The sequence below is a fragment of the Nocardioides sp. LMS-CY genome (assembly GCF_018732145.1).
Lineage (GTDB): Bacteria > Actinomycetota > Actinomycetes > Propionibacteriales > Nocardioidaceae > Nocardioides > Nocardioides soli.
Genome location: NZ_CP076104.1, coordinates 1,804,611 through 1,819,640 on the forward strand (window position 1 = coordinate 1,804,611; position 15,030 = coordinate 1,819,640).

Genomic DNA, 15,030 nt, shown 5'->3' on the forward strand with positions numbered 1-15,030 from the left:
GGTGTGGCCGGACCCCGGGTGACCGACCCCGGCCGACCGAGGCCGGCCGAGGTCAGCCCTCGACCGGGGCCAGTTCCGCCTCGACGGTGATCTCGGTGGCGTTCGGGTCGACGGTGAAGACCAGGTCGCCGACCACGCGGCCGGTCTTGCGCAGGTCGTCGGCGGCCTGCTCGGCGGCGGTGACCAGCGCCTCGGGCCCCCGGATCACCACCCGCGCCAGCTCGGCCCGCATCGACACCTTGGCGTTGGACTTGGCGCCGCGGATACCGATCAGGGCCGCCGCGACGGCGTCCAGCGTCACCGGGTCACTGGCGGCGGCCGAGCCGAGCTCGGAGACCGTCGGCCAGGACGCCAGGTGGATCGAGCCCTCCTGCCACCACGACCAGACCTCCTCGGTCACGTAGGGCAGGAACGGCGCGAGCAGCCGCAGCTGCACGTCGAGGGCGATCGCCAGCGTCGCCTTCGCCGACACCGTGGCGGCGCCGTCGTCGGCGTACGCGCGCTCCTTGACCAGCTCGAGGTAGTCGTCGCAGAACTCCCAGAAGAACTTCTCGGCGGTCTCGAGGGCGGTCGTGTAGTCGTAGGCCTCGAACGCGTCGGTCGCGGCGGTGACGACGTTCGCGAGCCGGCCGAGGAGGGCGCAGTCGACCGGCTCCGAGACCTCGAACGGGTTCACGCCGGTCGCGCCCACGCCGCCGAGGACGAACTTGGAGGCGTTGAGCACCTTCATCGCGAGCCGACGGCCGACCTTCATCTGGCTCTCGTCGAACGGCGAGTCCAGGCCGGGGCGCGCCATGGCGGCGCGCCAGCGGACGGCGTCGGCGCCGAAGCGCTCGAGGATCTCGGTCGGGACCACGACGTTGCCCTTGGACTTCGACATCTTCTTGCGGTCCGGGTCGAGGATCCAGCCGGAGAGCATCGCGTGCGACCACGGCACCTGGTGGTTCTCGAAGTGCGCGCGCACGACCCGGCCGAAGAGCCAGGTGCGGATGATGTCGTGGCCCTGGGTGCACAGGTCCATCGGGAAGACCCGGTCGAACAGGTCGGGGTCGCTCTCCCAGCCGCCCGCGATGTGTGGGGTCAGCGACGAGGTCGCCCAGGTGTCCATCACGTCGGGGTCGCCGACGAAGCCGCCGGGCTTGCCGCGCTGGTCCTCGGCGTAGCCGGCCGGCGCGACCGTGGACGGGTCGAGCGGCAGGTCCTCCTCGCGGGGGAGGAGCGGGTGGTCGTAGTCGGGCTCGCCCTCGGCGTCGAGGGGGTACCAGACCGGGAAGGGGATGCCGAAGAAGCGCTGGCGCGAGATCAGCCAGTCGCCGTTCAGGCCGCCGACCCAGTTGTCGTAGCGGTGCTGCATGTGGGCCGGGATCCAGACGATCCGGCCGCCGTCCTCCACCAGCTCCTTGCGCAGGGCCGCGTCGCGGCCGCCGTTGCGGATGTACCACTGGCGGGTGGCGACGATCTCCAGCGGCTTGTCGCCGCGCTCGTAGAAGTTCGTCATCCGGGTGGTCGGCTTCGGGTCGCCGTCGAGGTCGCCCGACTCGCGGAGCATGCCGACCACGGCCTCGCGGGCCGAGAAGGCGGTCTTCCCCTTGAGCTGCTCGTACGCCGTGGCCGCGGGCTCGTGCGCGAGCCACTCGGGCGTCTCGCGGGACATCCGGCCGTCGCGGCCGATCAGCGTGCGCACGGGCAGCGCCAGCTCGCGCCACCACTGCACGTCGGTGAGGTCGCCGAACGTGCAGCACATCGCGATGCCGGCGCCCTTGTCCATCTCGGCGGCCGGGTGGGCCAGCACCGGGATCGGCACGCCGAAGACCGGCGAGGTGACCGTGGTACCGAAGAGCGACTGGTAGCGCTCGTCGTCGGGGTGCGCGATCAGCGCGACGACCGAGGGGATCAGCTCGGGACGCGTGGTCTCGATGTGGACGGCGGAGCCGTCCGGCCGGTGGAAGGCCACTCGGTGGTACGCGCCGGCGTACTCGCGCGCCTCGAGCTCGGCCTGCGCGACCGCGGTCTGGAAGGTGACGTCCCAGAGCGTCGGCGCCTCCTGCAGGTAGGCCTCGCCGCGGGCGTAGTTGCGCAGGAACGCGCGCTGGCTGGCGGCCTGCGCCTTCGCGCCGATCGTCGTGTAGTGCTGCTTCCAGTCGACCGAGAGCCCGAGGGTGCGCCACAGCTGCTCGAAGACCTTCTCGTCCTCGATGACCAGCCGCTCGCACAACCCGATGAAGTTGGGCCGGCTGATCGGGATCTGCCGCTTCGGGTCCGGCTTCTCCGGCGGGGTGAAGTCGGGGTCGTAGGGGAGCGAGGGGTCGCAGCGCACGCCGAAGTAGTTCTGCACCCGGCGCTCGGTCGGCAGGCCGTTGTCGTCCCAGCCCATCGGGTAGAAGACCGACTTGCCGCGCATCCGCTGGAAGCGCGCGACCAGGTCGGTGTGGGTGTAGGAGAACACGTGTCCCACGTGCAGGCTGCCGCTCACGGTCGGCGGCGGCGTGTCGATCGAGTAGACGTTCTCGCGCGGCTGGGTGCGGTCGAAGGCGTAGGTGTCCTGCGCCTTCCAGCGCTCGCTCCAGGTGGCCTCGAGACCCTCGAGCGCAGGCTTGTCGGGTACGACGACGGCGCGAGGATCTGCGCTGGTCGTCTCCGGGGCCTGGCTCTGTGTCTCGGTCATGGTCGAAATCCTAGGGCGCGCGACGGCAACCGGAGAAACCGGTTGTGGGGGTGGGCACCCGGCTGGCTGACTTCCGTCATGTCCTCCAGCATCGAGCTCACCGGCGACCCCGCGAGGTTCCTGGCCGAGACGGACGCGCACCTGGCCGCCGAGCCGGTGCTCACGACCGTGATCGCGACCGTGACGGCACGGCTGGCGCAGGGCGGCGACACCGCGGAGCCGCCGTACCGATGGTGGGCGATCGCGCGTGACGGGGCCGGGGCGGTGGCCGGCGTGGCGATGCGTACGGCGCCGTTCGCGCCCTACCCGCTCTACGTGCTGCCGATGCCCGACGCCGCCGCCGTGGCGCTCGCCCGGGCGCTGCACGAGCGCGGTGAGGAGGTCCGCGGCGTCAACGGCGCGCTACCGGCCGCCCAGGTGGTCGCCGACGAGACCGTGCGCCTGGCCGGGGGAGCGGTGAGCGTGCACGAGCACCTGCGGCTCTTCGAGCTCGGCGACCTGGCGCTGCCCGACGCCCCGGCGGGGCGGCTCCGGGCCGCGACCCGCGGCGACGCCGAGCTCTGCCTGGCCTGGTTCCGGGACTTCGGTCGGGCCGCGGCCGAGCAGGCCGGTCGCACCGAGCCGCACGGCAACGCCGCGGAGTCCTTCACGATCGACGACATGCTGGCGCGCATCGACGACGGCATCGTGTGGCTCTGGGAGGACGAGCACGGCACGCCGGTGCACCTGACCGCCGCCAACCTGCCCGCGAACGGCGTGACCCGGATCGGCCCGGTCTACACGCCTCGCGAGCTGCGCGGCCGGGGCTACGCCGGCCGCGCGGTGGCGCAGGTCTCGGCGCAGTACGTCGCCCGGGGGATCCGCTGCTGCCTGTTCACCGACCAGGCCAACCCGGTCTCCAACCACGTCTACGAGGCGATCGGCTACCGGCCCGTCGTGGACATGGTGAACCTGGTGATCTGCTAGCAGCATTGCTTCGTGCCCGCCCTTCACATCCGCAACGTCTCCGAGGAGACGGTCGCTCGGCTGAAGGCTCGAGCGAGCTCCCACGGTCGTTCGCTCGAGGCCGAGCTCAGGCTCGTCCTCGATGACGCGGCCACGCAGCCTCGGCGGCGTCGCCGTCGTGGACCGCTCAACCTGATCACGGTCGACACGGGGCGCACCGAGCCGTTCAACCGCGAGGACTACTACCCGGACGACTCAGACGGCTCAGACGTCCCCGCCGGCGATGGCGATCGATAGCACGGAGTGGGTGCTGCTGGACACCAACGTCCTGGTCGCGGCACTGGATCGGTCACGAACGGCCCATCGGGCGGCAGTTCGCCTGCTGGAGCAGGACGAGCGCGCGCTCGCGATCGGTGACCAGTCGGTGCGCGAGTTCCTGACTGCTGCGACGCGACCGGTCGCGTCGAACGGGCTGGGCCTCCCGGCCCGCGCGCTGTCGCGGTGCTGGAGGACCTTCTGGACGGTGTCGAGACGCTGCATGCCACCGAAGGGTCCACGCGTCGTCTGGTCGAGATGGTCCGTCACGGCGCTGTGGCCGGCAAGCAGGTGCACGATGCCAACCTGGTGGCGGTCGCCCTCGAGAACCACGCTGCGGTGATCGTCACCGACCATGGCCGTCACTTCGAGCGCTTCGCAGACCTGATCGAGATCGAGCCGCTGGCTCCGTAGCACCCGGCCTCGATCCGATCGGGGCCGAGGGAACTCTCTAGACTCGTCGGCGAGATGACCGACGTACCCGCACCCCGACTCGCCGAGACCTACGAAGAGGTCGAGGACGCGCTGCTGTCCCGCTGGCCGGAGACCAAGCTCGAGCCGTCCCTGGACCGGATCCACGCCTTCGCCGAGCTGCTCGGCGACCCCCAGCGCGCCTACCCGGTGATCCACCTGACCGGCACCAACGGCAAGACCTCCACGTCGCGGATGATCGACACGCTGCTGCGGGCGCTCGACCTGCGCACCGGCCGGTTCACCAGCCCGCACGTCGAGCGGATGTCGGAGCGGATCTCGATCGACGGCGAGCCGCTGACCGACGAGGAGTTCGTGCGCGCGTTCAACGACGTCGCGCCGTACACCCACCTCGTCGACGTCAGCGAGGACCACCCGCTGTCGTTCTTCGAGACCGTGGTCGGCATGGCGTACGCCGCGTTCGCCGACGCGCCGGTGGACGTGGCGGTCGTCGAGGTCGGCATGGGCGGCTCCTGGGACGCCACGAACGTCGCCGACGCCCAGGTGGCCGTGGTGCTGCCCGTCGCGGTCGACCACGCCCGCTACCTCGGTGAGACGGCCGCCGAGATCGCGGTCGAGAAGGCCGGGATCATCAAGCCGGGATCCACCGCGGTCCTCGCCCAGCAGGAGCCCGACGTGGCCGGGGTGCTGCTGGAGCGCGCGGCGGAGGTCGGCGCCACGGTGGCTCGGGAGGGCCTGGAGTTCGGCGTGGTCTCCCGGGTGCCCGCGGTCGGCGGACAGGTGGTCTCGCTGCAGGGGCTGCGGGCGCGGTACGACGAGGTCTTCCTGCCGCTCTACGGCGCCCACCAGGCGCAGAACGCCGCCGTCGCGCTGGCCGCCGTCGAGGCGTTCCTCGGCGATGCCGAGCAGGGCCGGCCGCTGGACGACGAGGTGGTGCGCGCGGCGTTCGCCGAGGTGACCTCGCCGGGACGCCTCGAGATCGTCCGCCGCAGCCCCACGATCGTGCTCGACGCCGCCCACAACCCTCATGGCGCGGAGGCCGTGGGCGCGGCGCTCGAGGACTCCTTCACCTTCGACCCGCTCGTCGGCGTGATCGGCGTGATGACCGACAAGGACGCCGACGGCCTGCTGGCCGCCCTGGAGCCGCACCTGGCCCACGTCGTGTGCACCCAGAACTCCACCGACCGCGCGATGTCCGCCGAGCGTCTGGCCCGGGCGGCGCGCGAGATCTTCGGCGAGCACCGGGTCACCGTGGCGCCCCGGCTCGCCGACGCCATCGACCAGGCCGCCGCCCTCGCCGAGGCCGGCGCGGCTGCGAGCGTCTCGGTCGGGTCCGGCGCGGTGCTGGTCACCGGATCGGTCGTCACCGTCGGCGAGGCGCGCAGCCTGCTGGTCCGTCCCCGGGGAGGACGCCGATGAACGACAGCGAGCCCATCGAGACCCCCGCTCGCGCGGTCCCGACCCCGCCGGACGAGCGCGAGCGGTCGCCGCGCCGCGGCATGTGCGCGGCGGTGCTGAGCCTCGAGGCGATCACCCTCGGGCTCACCACGCCGGTGCTGATCACGGTCGCCGACGTCGAGACCGGACGCGCGCTGGCCGTCGGCCTCGGCCTGGCCCTGGCCTGCCTGCTGCTGGCCGGCCTGCTGCGCGCCGAGTGGGCCTACGGCCTGGGCTGGGTGATCCAGGTGGCCGCGATCGGCCTGGGCTTCGTGATCCCGATGATGTTCGTGCTGGGTGCGATCTTCGCCCTGCTGTGGGGCTCGGCGTACCTGCTGGGGCGCCGGATCGAGCGGGAGCGGGCCGCGGCCTACGCGGCGTACGACGCGGCCCGCGCGACGCGCGACGGGGCCGGTGGCGACGAGGCGGCCTCAGAGGCCTGAGGTCAGCGCCGCGAGTGCGCGGTCCAGCTCGTCGTCGGTGACGCCGCCGAAGCCGACGACCAGGCCGGTCAGCCGGGCCGAGCGGCAGTAGTCCGAGAGCAGGTTGACCTCGAACCCCGCCCGTCGGCCGGCCTCCCGGGCGCGCAGCGCGTCGGCCTCGGGGAGCAGCCAGGTGGAGTACATGCCCGCCAGCGGCCCGGCCAGCTCGGCGTACGGCGCGAGCGCGGCCGCCACCCGGGGCGCGCGCTCGGCGTAGACCCGGCGCGCGGTGCGCACCACCTTGTCGACGTACCCGTCGCGCAGCAGCGCGAGGTAGGCCCGCTGCACCGGCCACGGGGCGCCCTCGTGGGTGATCACCCGGCGCGCGTTGAGCCGGTCGAGCAGGTCGGGCGGTGGCACCACCCACCCGAGCCGCAGCGACGGCGCGACCGACTTGGCGGCGGTGCCGAGGTAGGCGACCCGCGAGCGGTCGAGGCTGGCCAGCGCCGGCACCGGCGCGACGTCGTAGCGGAACTCCGAGTCGTAGTCGTCCTCGACCACGACCGCTCCGGCCGCCCGGGCGGCGTCGAGCAGCGCCACCCGGTCCGGGCCGGACAGCACCCGGCCGAGCGGGTGCTGGTGGGCGGGCGTCACGTACGCCGCGGCGCACCCGTCGAGGTGGCCCGGCGTCACGGTGCCGGGCACCGGCAGGTCCCGCACCGCGCGGCCGAGCCCGAGGACGGTCTCCGCGGCGGCCCGGTAGCCGGGGTCCTCGATCGCGACCGGGGCGGGCGGCAGCACGGTGAGCAGGTGGCGCAGCCCGTCCGTGGTGCCGTTGGTGACCACGATCTCGTCGGCCTGCACGGGGACCCCGCGGGTGCGGGTGATCCGGTCGGCCAGCAGCGCCCGCAGCTCCGGGAGGCCGCGTGGGTCGTCGTACCCCCGCGGCGGCCGGGCCGTCGAGACCTCGCGCCAGGCGCGCCGCCAGCCGGCGGCGTGTCGGGGGTCGATCCAGGGGGTGCCGGCGTCGAGCCGCACCAGGGACCGCTCGGCGGGCGCCCGCCGCACGGCCGGCGCGACGGCCCGGGCGGCACCGCCGGCCGCGACGTAGGTGCCCGAGCCGCGGCGCGACTCCAGCCAGCCCTCGGCGAGCAGCTGCTCGTAGGCCTGCTCGGTGACCGATCGGCTCACGCCGAGGTCGGCCGCCAGCGCCCGGCTGCTGGGGAGCCGGGCGCCGCGGCCGAGGGTGCCGTCGAGGACCAGCTCACGGATCCGGCCGGAGAGCTGCAGGCCGAGCGGTCCGGGCGCGGACCGGTCGAGGGAGAGGGCCAGGGAGGGAGGCGGGGTCGTCATACAGTGTCCTGTCGAACTGATGCCGAATTGGCCCGTGTATGCAGGCCACTTCTCGGCCAGGCTAGTACCCGTGACGACGACGCCGCTCTCCCCGACGCCCCGCACTACCGTCGGCCGCGGCCGCAACCGGATGGTCGAGGACCGCGCCGCGCTGCACGAGCTGCTGGCCGACGCGCTGGTCGCGCACCTGGGCGTGACCGTGACCCGGGACGGGCACAGCCACCCGCTGGTGCTGCCCACGGCGTACGCCGTGGACCTCGACGGCCCCGACGCGGGCGGCACGCTCTACCTGCACGGATCGGTGGCCGCGGGCTGGCTGCGGGCGGCGACCGACGCGACGGTCTGCGTCACGATCACCGAGCTCGACGGGCTGGTGACGGCCCGCTCGGCCTTCCACCACTCGATGAACTACCGGTCCGCCGTGGTGATCGGCACCGCCCGCGCGGTCGACGACCCCGCCGAGTGCCGGCACGCGCTCGACCTGATCGTCGACCACATGGTCCCGGGCCGGTCGGCGACGCTGCGCGCCTCGACCCGCAAGGAGCTCGCGGCGACCGCGGTGCTCGCCGTACCGCTGCTCGAGGCGTCGATGAAGGCCCGTGCCGGCGGCCCGGTCGACGACCCCGAGGACGTCGCGGCCGGCATCTGGGGCGGGCACATCCCGGTGCGCCGGGTCGTCGGTGCGGCGGTCTCGGACATCGACGCCGACGTGCCGGTCCCGGCCGACGTCAGGGCGCGGGCCGCTGCTCTATAGGGTCCTCGGTATGACCCAGCGCACGCTCGTCCTGCTCAAGCCCGACGCGGTCCGCCGCGGCCTGGTCGGCCAGATCCTCGGCCGCTTCGAGGCCAAGGGGCTGTCCCTGGTCGAGATGCAGCTGCGCACCATCACCGGGGAGCAGGCCGACCAGCACTACGCCGAGCACGTCGAGCGGGACTTCTACCCGCCGCTGCGCGCGTTCATCACCAGTGGCCCGTTGGTCGCCCTGGTGGTCGAGGGCGAGGAGGCGATCCCGGTCGTGCGCACCCTGATCGGCCCGACCGACGGTCGCCAGGCCCCCGCCGGCACCATCCGCGGCGACCTCTCGCTGTCCAACCGCGAGAACCTCGTGCACGCCTCCGACTCGCCCGAGTCCGCCGCGCGCGAGATCGGGATCTGGTTCCCCCGCCTCTGAGACGGCGTGTCGTGCTCGTTTCCCCGGGCAGCCGGGGAAACGAGAAAGGCCGAGCCGGCACCCGGACTGACATACGGACCTGACATCCGACGCCACGGGCGCCGTACGGGCGGCAACGGGGGCTGACCGGCCCGCACGACGGCCGACGAGCACTGGACGTCGCGCCGCGGAGGTGGTCAGGCAGAACGAGCACGACACGCCGTCGTTCCCCGGCGTGTCGCGCTCGCATTCCCTGACCACCCCGGCCGGGCATCGGCGTGTCTCGTCGTTTCCCCGGGCAGCCGGTGAACCGGTGGTGAAGGCCGTGGACACCCCAGCGCCCGCCGACCCAGCTCGGCGATTCCGCAGGTCACCCCGCGTGTCCTCCCGTGGCGCCGTGCCGTGCGTCCTTAACCTGTTGTCACTTCTTCCCCACCAGTACCACCCATGAACGTCGGGCGGTACTTCAGCGACAGGTTGTCCCATGGCGAACAGCTTCATCGGCCGTGACATGGCCGTGGACCTCGGCACCGCCAACACCCTCGTCTACGTGCGCGGTCGCGGCGTGCTGCTCGACGAGCCCAGCGTGGTCGCGCTGAACGACGCCACCGGGGAGGTGCTCGCCGTCGGCCACGAGGCCAAGCGGATGATCGGGCGCACGCCCGACAGCATCGTCGCGATCCGCCCGCTCAAGGACGGCGTGATCGCCGACTTCGAGGCCACCGAGCAGATGCTGCGCTACTTCATTGAGCAGGTGCACCGCCGCCGGTACTTCGCGAAGCCGCGGATGGTGATCTGCGTGCCCAGCGGGGTGACCGCGGTGGAGCAGCGCGCGGTCAAGGAGGCGGGCTACCAGGCCGGCGCCCGGCGGGTCTACATCGTCGAGGAGCCGATGGCCGCCGCGATCGGCGCCGGGCTCCCGGTGCACCAGCCGACCGGCAACATGGTCGTCGACGTCGGCGGCGGCACCACCGAGGTCGCCGTGATCTCGCTCGGCGGCATCGTCACCAGCCTCTCCGTCCGCACCGCCGGCGACGACCTCGACCAGGCGATCGTGGCCTGGATGAAGAAGGAGCACGCGCTGATGCTCGGCGAGCGCACCGCCGAGGAGGTCAAGATGACCCTCGGCTCGGCGTTCCCGATGCTCGACGAGCCCGAGGCGGAGATCCGGGGCCGCGACATGGTCTCCGGCCTGCCCCGCACCGTCACCGTCTCCAGCGCCGAGGTGCGCCAGGCGCTCGAGGAGCCGCTGCACGCGATCGTGGACGCCGTCCGCACCACCCTCGACCAGACGCCGCCCGAGCTGGCCGGCGACATCATGGACCGCGGCATCGTGCTCACCGGCGGCGGCGCGCTGCTGCGCGGTCTCGACGAGCGGCTGCGGCACGAGACCGGCATGCCGGTGCACGTCGCCGAGGCCCCGCTGTCGTCGGTGGCGATGGGCGCGGGCAAGTGTGTGGAGGAGTTCGAGGCGCTCCAGCAGGTGCTGGTCAGCGACCGGAGGCGGGGCTGATGGCGCGCCGGTGGGGCCGCGACCCGGACCGGGGCCGCCCGAAGACGTCCGTGCTCGTGGCGCTGGTGCTGGCCTGCCTCACGCTGATCACCCTCGACTCGCGTACGTCGTCGCCGGTCGACCCGGTGCGCCGCGCCGTCGGCGAGGTCTTCGGCCCGGTCGAGGTCGCCACCGCGGCCGCCGTCCGACCGCTCACCGCGGTGCCCGAGTGGTTCCGGTCCAAGGACTCCCTGCAGCGCGACGTCCTCGACCTCCAGGCCGAGAACTCCGACCTGCGCTCGCAGCTGGCCACCCAGGACTACAACCGCAACCGCCTCGAGGAGTACGACGGCCTCACCGCCGCCGCCCGCAGCATCGGCTACTCGCTGGTGCCGGCCCGGGTGGTCGGGCTCGGCCCCTCGCAGTCCTTCTCGAGCACCGTCACCATCGACGCGGGCTCCAACGCCGGCCTGCACCCCGACCTGACCGTGGTCAACAACGACGGGCTCGTCGGCCGCGTGCTGCGGGTGACCCGCACCACCGCCACCGTGCTGCTGATCGTCGACGCCGACTCGGTCGTGGGCGGCCGGGTCGGCCGGAGCATGGACGTCGGCTTCGTCCACGGCCGCGGCGTGCTCGGCCGCGACGGCCGGCTCGACCTCGAGCTCGTCGACGGCGCCGCGGTCCCGGGCAAGGGCGACACGGTCGTCACGTGGGGGAGCGAGGCCGCCGGCCCGTACGTCTCCGGCGTGCCCATCGGCCGCGTCACCAGCGTCTTCAGCAGCGTGCGCGACAGCGCCCAGCGGGCCGTCATCGACCCGTACGTCGACTTCGGCGCGCTCGACCTCGTCGGTGTCGTCGTCCCCTCCGGCACCGACAGCGACCGCGCCGTGATCGAGGCGGACGGGGGGCTGAGGTGATCCGGTCATGAGCGCCGCCCGAGCCGGCATCGCCGCGGTGGCCGTCGTGGTCGCCCTGGTGCTCCAGGTCTCGCTCTTCCCGCACCTGGCCTGGGACGGCATCGTGCCCAACCTGGTGCTGCTCGTCGTGGTCGGCGCCGCGCTGACCCGCGGGCCGCAGTTCGCGGCGGTCCTCGGCTTCGCCGCGGGCCTCGCGCTCGACCTCGCCCCGCCGGCCGACCACGTCGCCGGCCGCTGGGCGCTCGCGCTGGTCGTCGTCGGGTACGTCGCGGGCCGGGTGCGCCGCGACGCCCGCCCGACGCCGGGCACGGTGCTCGCGACGGTCGCTGCCTCGTCGTTCGTCGGCACTTCGGTGTTCGCGCTCTCCGGCCTGCTGCTCCAGGACCCGGCGACCGGCATCCCCGAGCTGCTCGAGATCGTGCTGGTCGGCGTGCTGTGGGACGTGCTGCTCACGCCGCTCGTGCTGCCGCCCGTGCTGGCGACGTTCCGCCACCTCGAGCCGGACCGGTCGCTCGCCTGATGTCCCCACGCCCGTTGGCCCCGAATCCGCCGGCCCCGCACCTCAAGGCACAGCGCTCCGGCCGCCTGCGGCTGGTCGTGATCCAGGTGCTGGTCTTCTCCCTGTTCGCGACCTTGTTCGCGCGGCTCTACTACCTCCAGGTGGTCGACGGCGAGCGCTACCACGCGAAGGCCGCCTCGCAGTCGGTGCGCGACATCGTCGTGCAGCCGCAGCGCGGCCTGATCGTCGATGACCAGGGCCGCCCGCTGGTGGCCAACCGCACCTCGTGGGTCGTCTCCGTCGACCGCACCGTGCTCGGCAAGCTCACCGAGCACCAGCAGGACCTGCTCGTCGAGCGGGTCTCCGAGGTGGTCGACGTCCCCGTGCCGCGGATCCGCAGGTCATTGGTCACCTGCGGCGACGAGGGCTCGGTGACCGGCGTGTGCTGGAACGGCTCGCCGTATCAGCCGGTTCCCGTGGCCTCCGATGTCTCGAAGGCGGTGGCGCTGCGGGTGCTTGAGCAGCCCGAGGACTTCCCGGGCGTGCTGGCCGAGCAGCAGAGCGTGCGCGCCTATCCGCGGCCCTTCGGCGTCAACCTGGCCCACGTGCTCGGCTACCTGAGTCCGATCACCGAGGACGAGCTCGACACCGCGCGCGAGGACGCCGACACGTCGGTCAACGGCTCCTCCGTGGTCGGCCGTGCCGGCATCGAGCAGGAGTACGACCGGTGGCTGCGCGGGATGCCCGGCTACAAGAGCGTCGCCGTCGACTCGATGGGTCGGGTGCTCGGCGACGACGGCGAGGTGGCGAGCCGTCCCGGCGACACGCTGGTGACCAGCATCGACGCGAAGGTGCAGAGCGTGGTCGAGCGGCAGCTCGCCGACACGATCCGAACCGCGCGGGCGACCCACGATCCGGTGACCAACCGCAACTACGCGGCCGACTCGGGTGCGGCCGTCGTGCTGGAGGCGAGGACGGGGCGTGTCGTCGCGATGGCCAGCCAGCCGACGTACGACCCCGCGACCTGGGTCGGCGGCATCAGCAAGAAGGAGCTGGCCCGGCTCTACGCCGACGAGGCCGGCAACCCGCTGCTGGGCCGCGCCACCCAGGGTCAGTTCGCCCCGGGCTCGACCTGGAAGCCGTTCATGACCGCCGGCGCGCTGACCAACGGCTTCTCGACGGACACCCGGCTGAACTGCTCGTCGGCCTTCCGGGTCGGCAACCGCGACTTCAAGAACTACGAGTCCGGCGCCTACGGCTACATCGGCTTCGACAAGGCGCTCGAGGTCTCCTGCAACACCTTCTTCTACCGGGTCGGCTACGACTTCTGGCAGCGTTACGGCTCCGACGTCGCCGACGTGCACGCCAAGGACCCGCTGGTCGCGGAGGCGAAGACCTTCGGGTTCGGCAAGGAGACCGGCATCGACCTGCCGGGCGAGTCCTCCGGCCGGATCGCGGACCGCGCCTGGAAGCGCGACTACTTCGAGTCGATGAAGGACTACTACTGCGGCATCGCCGACAAGCCGCAGGACGGGAAGACCAGCGACTTCGTCTACCTCTTCGCCCAGGAGTTCTGCGCCGAGGGCTACGCCTACCGGGCCGGCGACGCCGTCAACTTCGCGATCGGCCAGGGCGACACACTCGTCACCCCGCTCCAGCTCGCGCGGGCGTACGCCGCGCTCGCCAACGGCGGCACCCTCTACGCCCCGCGCATCGCCAAGGCGGTTGTCGGCGCCGACGGCAAGGTGGTCCGGAAGATCCCGCCGAAGAAGACCGGCACGATCGGCCTGCCCGACTCCGTGCTCGGCTACATCGACCGGGCGCTCCAGGGCGTGACCCGGCAGGGGACGATGGCCTGGAAGATGGGTGGCTTCCCCCTCGACCAGGTCACGGTCCGCTCCAAGACCGGCTCGGCCGAGGTCTACGGCAAGCAGTCGACGTCGTGGGTCGCGTCGTACTCCGACGACTACGTCGTCGTGATGATGGTCAGCCAGGGCGGCACCGGCTCCGGCACGTCGGGCCCGGCGATCCGCCGGATCTGGGAGACGCTCTACGGCATCGAGGGCGAGACGGTGCGGCCCGACCGCGCCGCGATCCCGGGCACCACCCCGCCGGCGGGGCTGCCGACGTTCACCCGGGACGGCTCCATCCTGCCGCCGCGGAAGGAGGGCTGAGATGCCGACGACGACCGCCCGACCGGCCTTCCGGATTCCGCGCCTCGACTGGGTGTTGATGCTCGCCGTGCTGGCGCTCGTCACGCTCGGCACGCTGCTCGTCTGGTCGGCCACCAGCCACCGCGAGGACCTGACCGGCGGTGACCCCACGGCGTACCTGCGCAAGCAGCTGGTCAACATCGTCATCGGCGTCGTGCTGATGCTGGTCGTCCTCGCGACCGACCACCGGTGGGTGCGCATCGTCGCCCCGCTGGTCTACCTCGCCTCGGTCGCCGGACTGGTGCTGGTGCTCACGATGGGCAGCACGGTCAACGGCTCGCAGTCGTGGCTCCAGCTCGGCGGGATGTCGATCCAGCCCTCCGAGTTCGCCAAGCTCGCGGTGGTGATCGGGATGGCGCTGTGGGTGGCCGAGCGCGCCGACGTACGCCGGTCGCGGGTGGCCGCCGCGGGCGCGGGCGTGGGCGACGTGGCGGGCATGCTGGCGATCGCCGCGCTCCCTGCGGCGCTGATCCTGCTCCAGCCCGACCTCGGCACGATGCTGGTGCTCGCCGCGACCGTCGTCGGCGTGATCGCCGTCTCCGGAGCACCGCGACGCTGGCTCGGGCTGCTCGTCGCCGGCGGGGTCACCGCCGCGGTCGCGGCGGTGGCGGCCGGCTTCCTCAAGCAGTACCAGCTCGACCGTTTCCTGGCCTTCACCAACCCCGATCTCGATCCCCGCGGCGCCGGCTACAACGTCGAGCAGGCGCGGATCGCGATCGGCAGTGGCGGGCTCTTCGGCTCGGGCCTGTTCGACGGGACCCAGACCCGGGCCGGGTTCGTGCCCGAGCAGCACACCGACTTCGTCTTCACCGTCGCGGGGGAGGAGCTCGGGCTGGTCGGTGCCGGGCTGCTGGTCGCGCTGCTCGCCCTGGTGATCTGGCGGGCGCTGGCGATCGCGGTGCGCACCGACGACGTCTTCGGCCGCCTCGCGGCGTCCGGAATCGCCTGCTGGTTCGCCTTCCAGGCCTTCCAGAACATCGGCATGTGCCTGGGCATCATGCCGGTCACCGGCGTCCCACTGCCGTTCGTGTCGTACGGCGGCAGCTCGATGTTCGCGGGGATGTTGGCCGTCGGCCTGCTCCAGAACATCCATCTGCGCACCCAGGCCGCACCCGCCGCGCGGCTGGCCCCGACGCGGGTGCTCGTGACCCGCTGAGATCCGCTGGCACTCACCCGCGTCGGGTGA

14 protein-coding genes and 1 pseudogene are annotated in these 15,030 nt (G+C 72.9%); 13 read left to right on the forward strand and 2 right to left on the reverse strand.

What is annotated here, in order from left to right; translation table 11 throughout:
* Positions 1–52: 52 nt before the first annotated feature.
* On the reverse strand, positions 53–2,665 hold the full coding sequence (gene valS, locus KM427_RS08655) for a valine--tRNA ligase (protein ID WP_215526947.1): 2,613 nt from the start codon (positions 2,663–2,665) through the stop codon (positions 53–55).
* A gap of 78 nt (positions 2,666–2,743) precedes the next feature.
* On the opposite strand from valS, the gene KM427_RS08660 reads away from it, so the two are divergent.
* From KM427_RS08660 to KM427_RS08675, 6 genes and pseudogenes are all read left to right on the forward strand, one after another.
* Positions 2,744–3,631 carry a GNAT family N-acetyltransferase gene (locus KM427_RS08660; RefSeq protein ID WP_215526948.1) on the forward strand — a complete coding sequence of 296 codons (888 nt, stop codon included), beginning with the start codon at positions 2,744–2,746 and terminating at the stop codon, positions 3,629–3,631.
* Positions 3,632–3,643: 12 nt separating this feature from the next.
* Positions 3,644–3,907: a FitA-like ribbon-helix-helix domain-containing protein gene (locus KM427_RS25890; protein WP_502887151.1), complete on the forward strand. Its 264-nt coding sequence runs from the start codon at positions 3,644–3,646 to the stop codon at positions 3,905–3,907.
* Positions 3,894–4,013, forward strand: a pseudogene (locus KM427_RS25840) (PIN domain-containing protein); the annotation flags it as partial. The gene KM427_RS25890 and the pseudogene KM427_RS25840, both read left to right, overlap by 14 nt.
* Positions 4,014–4,111: 98 nt before the next feature.
* Entirely contained in the window at positions 4,112–4,339 is a 228-nt protein-coding gene (locus KM427_RS08665; RefSeq protein ID WP_215526949.1) for a hypothetical protein, read from the forward strand.
* A gap of 54 nt (positions 4,340–4,393) precedes the next feature.
* The gene (gene folC / locus KM427_RS08670; protein ID WP_183590801.1) at positions 4,394–5,776 is read left to right on the forward strand and encodes a bifunctional tetrahydrofolate synthase/dihydrofolate synthase; all 1,383 of its coding nucleotides are present in this window, start codon (positions 4,394–4,396) and stop codon (positions 5,774–5,776) included.
* Positions 5,773–6,237 carry a DUF4233 domain-containing protein gene (locus KM427_RS08675; RefSeq protein ID WP_252275196.1) on the forward strand — a complete coding sequence of 155 codons (465 nt, stop codon included), beginning with the start codon at positions 5,773–5,775 and terminating at the stop codon, positions 6,235–6,237. The genes folC and KM427_RS08675 overlap by 4 nt, the downstream gene beginning before the upstream one ends.
* On the opposite strand, the gene KM427_RS08680 is transcribed toward KM427_RS08675, so the two are convergent.
* Positions 6,226–7,569, reverse strand: a complete 1,344-nt coding sequence (locus tag KM427_RS08680; protein WP_215526950.1) for an aminotransferase-like domain-containing protein — start codon at positions 7,567–7,569, stop codon at positions 6,226–6,228. The two genes, KM427_RS08675 and KM427_RS08680, sit on opposite strands and share 12 nt — an antisense overlap.
* Before the next feature lie 70 nt (positions 7,570–7,639).
* On the opposite strand from KM427_RS08680, the gene KM427_RS08685 reads away from it, so the two are divergent.
* The 7 genes from KM427_RS08685 (at position 7,640) to rodA (ending at position 15,000) form a co-directional block, all read left to right on the forward strand.
* Positions 7,640–8,323 (forward strand): pyridoxamine 5'-phosphate oxidase family protein, encoded by a 684-nt coding sequence (locus KM427_RS08685; protein ID WP_252275198.1) that lies wholly within the window; start codon positions 7,640–7,642, stop codon positions 8,321–8,323.
* Positions 8,324–8,333: 10 nt separating this feature from the next.
* The gene (ndk, locus tag KM427_RS08690; RefSeq protein WP_215526952.1) at positions 8,334–8,741 is read left to right on the forward strand and encodes a nucleoside-diphosphate kinase; all 408 of its coding nucleotides are present in this window, start codon (positions 8,334–8,336) and stop codon (positions 8,739–8,741) included.
* Between the two features lie 463 nt (positions 8,742–9,204).
* Positions 9,205–10,233, forward strand: a complete 1,029-nt coding sequence (locus tag KM427_RS08695) for a rod shape-determining protein (RefSeq protein WP_183590797.1) — start codon at positions 9,205–9,207, stop codon at positions 10,231–10,233.
* A complete protein-coding gene (mreC, locus tag KM427_RS08700) occupies positions 10,233–11,132 on the forward strand; it encodes a rod shape-determining protein MreC (protein WP_215526953.1) in 900 nt (299 codons plus the stop codon). Before KM427_RS08695 ends, mreC begins: the two co-directional genes overlap by 1 nt.
* A gap of 7 nt (positions 11,133–11,139) precedes the next feature.
* Positions 11,140–11,652: a rod shape-determining protein MreD gene (gene mreD / locus KM427_RS08705; RefSeq protein WP_183590795.1), complete on the forward strand. Its 513-nt coding sequence runs from the start codon at positions 11,140–11,142 to the stop codon at positions 11,650–11,652.
* Positions 11,652–13,805 (forward strand): penicillin-binding protein 2, encoded by a 2,154-nt coding sequence (gene mrdA, locus KM427_RS08710; protein WP_215526954.1) that lies wholly within the window; start codon positions 11,652–11,654, stop codon positions 13,803–13,805. Before mreD ends, mrdA begins: the two co-directional genes overlap by 1 nt.
* Before the next feature lies 1 nt (position 13,806).
* Complete coding sequence (gene rodA, locus KM427_RS08715; RefSeq protein WP_215526955.1) at positions 13,807–15,000, forward strand: rod shape-determining protein RodA; 1,194 nt, start codon at positions 13,807–13,809, stop codon at positions 14,998–15,000.
* Positions 15,001–15,030: the final 30 nt, after the last annotated feature.

Bases quoted from the DNA above. Each gene is read 5' to 3' on its own strand.
- valS (WP_215526947.1), bottom strand. From the start codon at position 2,665: ATGACCGAGACACAGAGCCAGGCCCCGGAGACGACCAGCGCAGATCCT.
- KM427_RS08660 (WP_215526948.1), top strand. From the start codon at position 2,744: ATGTCCTCCAGCATCGAGCTCACCGGCGACCCCGCGAGGTTCCTGGCC.
- folC (WP_183590801.1), top strand. From the start codon at position 4,394: ATGACCGACGTACCCGCACCCCGACTCGCCGAGACCTACGAAGAGGTC.
- KM427_RS08675 (WP_252275196.1), top strand. From the start codon at position 5,773: ATGAACGACAGCGAGCCCATCGAGACCCCCGCTCGCGCGGTCCCGACC.
- KM427_RS08680 (WP_215526950.1), bottom strand. From the start codon at position 7,569: ATGACGACCCCGCCTCCCTCCCTGGCCCTCTCCCTCGACCGGTCCGCG.
- ndk (WP_215526952.1), top strand. From the start codon at position 8,334: ATGACCCAGCGCACGCTCGTCCTGCTCAAGCCCGACGCGGTCCGCCGC.
- KM427_RS08695 (WP_183590797.1), top strand. From the start codon at position 9,205: ATGGCGAACAGCTTCATCGGCCGTGACATGGCCGTGGACCTCGGCACC.
- mreC (WP_215526953.1), top strand. From the start codon at position 10,233: ATGGCGCGCCGGTGGGGCCGCGACCCGGACCGGGGCCGCCCGAAGACG.
- mreD (WP_183590795.1), top strand. From the start codon at position 11,140: ATGAGCGCCGCCCGAGCCGGCATCGCCGCGGTGGCCGTCGTGGTCGCC.
- mrdA (WP_215526954.1), top strand. From the start codon at position 11,652: ATGTCCCCACGCCCGTTGGCCCCGAATCCGCCGGCCCCGCACCTCAAG.
- rodA (WP_215526955.1), top strand. From the start codon at position 13,807: ATGCCGACGACGACCGCCCGACCGGCCTTCCGGATTCCGCGCCTCGAC.